Source organism: Streptomyces katrae, from assembly GCF_000966975.1.
In the GTDB taxonomy this organism is placed as follows: Bacteria; Actinomycetota; Actinomycetes; order Streptomycetales; family Streptomycetaceae; genus Streptomyces; species Streptomyces katrae.
The window spans coordinates 1-3,301 of sequence record NZ_JZWV01001569.1 but is presented as its reverse complement, the minus strand read 5'-3'; the positions used below and the strand labels follow the sequence as shown (position 1 = coordinate 3,301).

The window sequence follows — 3,301 nt, the reverse complement described above, 5'->3', positions numbered from 1 at the left end:
GGGCTTGGCGGGTGACACGGCGGGCGGGGCGGCGGGCGACACGGAGGCGAAGGCGCTGCCGCCGGCGTGCCCCGTGCCGCTCTGGCCCCCGGTGTGCCGGGCGGCTGCGCTGTCCATCGTCATCGGCTGATGCGCTCCTGGTTCAAGGGCTGGGGGTCCCCCCGGCGGAGCAAGGGGGCGGGCCTGCCCAGCAGTTCGTGGTACAGGCCGGTGACCGCGTCCGTGGTCCGCCGCACGTCGAACTCGCTCCGGGCGTGCTGCTGGGCCTGCTCCCCGAGTTCGGTGAGCAGCCGCGGTTCGGCGAGCAGCCGTCCCAGGGCCTTGGCCAGCGCCGCCGGGTCCTCCGGCGGTACCAGGCAGAGCCGTCCGTGGCCGGACGGCAGGCTCTCCCGCGCACCGCTGACGTCGGAGACCAGGACCGGTCGGCCGCAGGCCATGGCTTCGAGGGGGGCGAGCGCCATGCCTTCCCACCGCGACGGCAGTACAACGAGATCGGCGGCCCGAAGCCACGGTCGGATGTCGGCGGCGGCCCCGGCGAAGTGGACCGCGGGGGGTGCGGAGCGGCGCAGCCGGTCGGCGTCGGGGCCGTCGCCGACCAGGGCGAGGCGGGCGCCGGGGACGGTCGCGCGGACCTCCGGCCAGGCCCGGAGCAGGACGTCCTGGCCCTTCTGGGGGCAGAGCCGGCCGACGCAGACGGCCAGCGGCCCGTCACCGGCGGGCAGCTGGAGTCCGGCGCGGGCCTCGGCGCGGTCGCGGCCGGGGTCGGGGTGGCCGGGGCGGAAGTGGGTGAGGTCGACGCCGTTGCGGATCACGGCCCAGCGGGCGGTGATGCCCTCGGACTCGCCGGCCCGGCGTTCGGCCTCGCTGACGCAGAGCACCCGGTCGGCCCAGCGGGCGCCGGCCCGTTCCCAGCGCAGCGCGAGCGCGGCGGTGGTGCCGCCGACGGCGTCGAAGGACCAGGCGTGGGGCTGGAAGACCGTGGGCAGGGAGCCCCGTACGGCGATCCGCCCGGCCAGGCCGGCCTTGGCGCTGTGGGCGTGCAGCAGGTCGGGGCGGACGCGGCGGACCAGGCGGGCGGCGGCGAGCACCTCGGCCGGCAGTCCGGGTCCGGGGGAGCGTCCGGCGCGCCAGGTGAACACCTCGGCCCCGGCGTCGCGGGCGCCGTCGGCGAGGACGCCGCCGTCCGGGCAGCCGACGACGACGCGCAGCCCGGCGGCGGACTGCGCGCGTACGAGGTCGGTGACGACCCGTGCGACGCCGCCCTCGACGGGCTGGACGAGGTGGAGGACGGTGAAGGACTGCGCGGCCGGGGAGCCGGCCGGCGAGGGGTGTTTCGGCACGTGGAGCGGTCTCCTGCGCTCAGCGGCGCGCGTCTGTCTGAACGAAGAGCACACCGAGGAATTGACCCTGGCTTTCGCCCGTGAACCTGAAGTTCAGGGTGCGGGCGCCACCGGACAGGGCGGGACTCAGATCGAACACGTCCGCGTCATATCCGAGATTATTAATATTTTCAGGCTGTCGTACTGATCCTGGGCGTCCGAAATCCGTGATCGTGGAATTCATGACGTCGTTGAACGGGTTTTCGGCGTCGCTGACATTGATCCGCCGCCCGCTGTCCGCCGTCACGGTGAGTGAGTCGCCCAGGGCCCCGCGGTCCCCGTCGTACGCGACCACCCCGGCCTTGCCCGCGGCCCCCGGGGGCGCGTCCAGCCCGGCGACCTCCACCGCCTCCGCGGCGGCCTCGCCGGCCCCGGCGGCCAGCGGCTCGAAGCCGTCCCACAGCGAGATCCGGCGCAGCGGCTCCTGCTGGTGCTCGTACGCGACCACCAGCGTCCAGCCGCCCCAGGCACCCACGTCCGAGTGCCCCATGGCCACGTTGAGCTGGGCGACGGTCCACATCCCCGCCCCGCCCTTGCGGACCAGCGGGGTGACGTCGGCCGAGGCCTGGTAGGCGTCGCTGCCCGCGTCGGTGCGGTGCCCGATCACGGTGTCGGCCAGCACGGGCTTGTACGCGCCCCCGGGCTCGGCGACCAGCACGCGCCCGTTGTCCTCCGGCGGCTTCTGCTCCCCCACCCGCAGGTTCCCGCCCCAGTAGAGCCGGGCGTACGAGACCTTCGCGCCCTGCGGGACCTTGAGCTCGGCGCGGGTGGAGTTGTAGGTGTCGGGGTCCTTGTCGACCTCGTCGTAGAACATCTCGAAGTCGCCATTGGTCCCGGCCGCGCCCTTCTTGACCTCGGCGCACGGCTCGGCCTGCGGGGACTCCTCGCGGCGGCAGCTGATCGCCGAGTTCGAGGCGCGGACCAGCCCGCCGTGCTGCACGGACTGGTAACGCTGGGTGAAGGGGATCCGGGGCATTTCACGCGCCGCGGCGGGAACCGCGGCACCCGCCGAGGGGGCGTGTGCGGAAAGTACGAGGCAGGACAGCAGACCGAACGCGCCGAGGATTCTGCGGGAGGAGCCCATGACCCCGTCTCCATTTTCGATCAAGGGGACAAAACAGGAGTGAACTTTGTCAGAAATCGGGCTGGAAATCACGTCGGACTCGCTCGTACGGCCTTTCGGGCGATAGCACGCACCCTGCCGGTGGGCGAGTCGTTATGCCGGTGCATCGTTGTTCGAAGTTCGAACCGAAAGGAATACGGCGATGAAGAAGAGGCTGATGCGCGGCACGACGGTGGCGCTCGCGGGCGCCGCGCTGCTGATGGGCGGCGCGGGCCTCGCCTCGGCGCACGGCGGCGACGGCGCGACGGCGGACGGCCTCGCCGCGGGGTCCCCCGGCGTGCTGAGCGGCAACCTCGTCCAGGTGCCCGTCGACGTGCCGGTCAACGTCTGCGGCGTCACCGCCCAGCTGATCGGCCTGCTGAACCCCGCCTTCGGCAACCACTGCGTGAACGCCTGAACGTCAACCGGACCGCCCGAAACGGCGGCATCCGGGTGAAGCGACGCAACCCGAGCCGCAGCCGGGCCGTTGATCCGGATGCTCCAGCACCGGGCAATCCTGCAAAAAAGGGATGATAATGATCAAGAAGCTTGTCGCCGGCGCAGCGGTTGCCGCCTCCACCGTGGGCCTCGGCGCCGCCATGGCCCCCCAGGCGATGGCCATCGGCAACGACAACGGCATCAACACCGTCAACGGCAACAACTCCGCGCAGATCTACGGCAACCAGGCCACCTACGGCAACATGAGCCCGCAGATGGCGCTGATCCAGGGCTCCTTCAACAAGCCCTGCATCGCCCTGCCCGCCAAGGTCAACGCCCAGTCGATCCTGTCCGCGGTCAACATCGGCGTCCAGGACATCCC

At 72.4% G+C, this 3,301-nt stretch carries 4 protein-coding genes; 2 read left to right on the top strand and 2 right to left on the bottom strand.

Annotation, left to right across the window (positions count from 1 at the left end; all coding sequences use genetic code 11):
• Positions 1–119: 119 nt before the first annotated feature.
• A complete protein-coding gene (locus VR44_RS39265) occupies positions 120–1,340 on the bottom strand; it encodes a glycosyltransferase (protein ID WP_045952477.1) in 1,221 nt (406 codons plus the stop codon).
• 19 nt (positions 1,341–1,359) lie between these two features.
• A complete protein-coding gene (locus VR44_RS39260) occupies positions 1,360–2,463 on the bottom strand; it encodes a hypothetical protein (RefSeq protein ID WP_045952476.1) in 1,104 nt (367 codons plus the stop codon).
• 181 nt (positions 2,464–2,644) lie between these two features.
• Between VR44_RS39260 and VR44_RS39255 the strand changes: the two genes are divergently transcribed.
• Together VR44_RS39255 and VR44_RS39250 are read left to right on the top strand one after the other, a co-directional pair.
• Positions 2,645–2,899 carry a chaplin gene (locus VR44_RS39255; protein WP_094192206.1) on the top strand — a complete coding sequence of 85 codons (255 nt, stop codon included), beginning with the start codon at positions 2,645–2,647 and terminating at the stop codon, positions 2,897–2,899.
• A gap of 118 nt (positions 2,900–3,017) precedes the next feature.
• Positions 3,018–3,301, top strand: a 284-nt coding sequence (locus tag VR44_RS39250) for a rodlin (RefSeq protein WP_045952475.1), incomplete at its 3' end; no start/stop codon positions are given.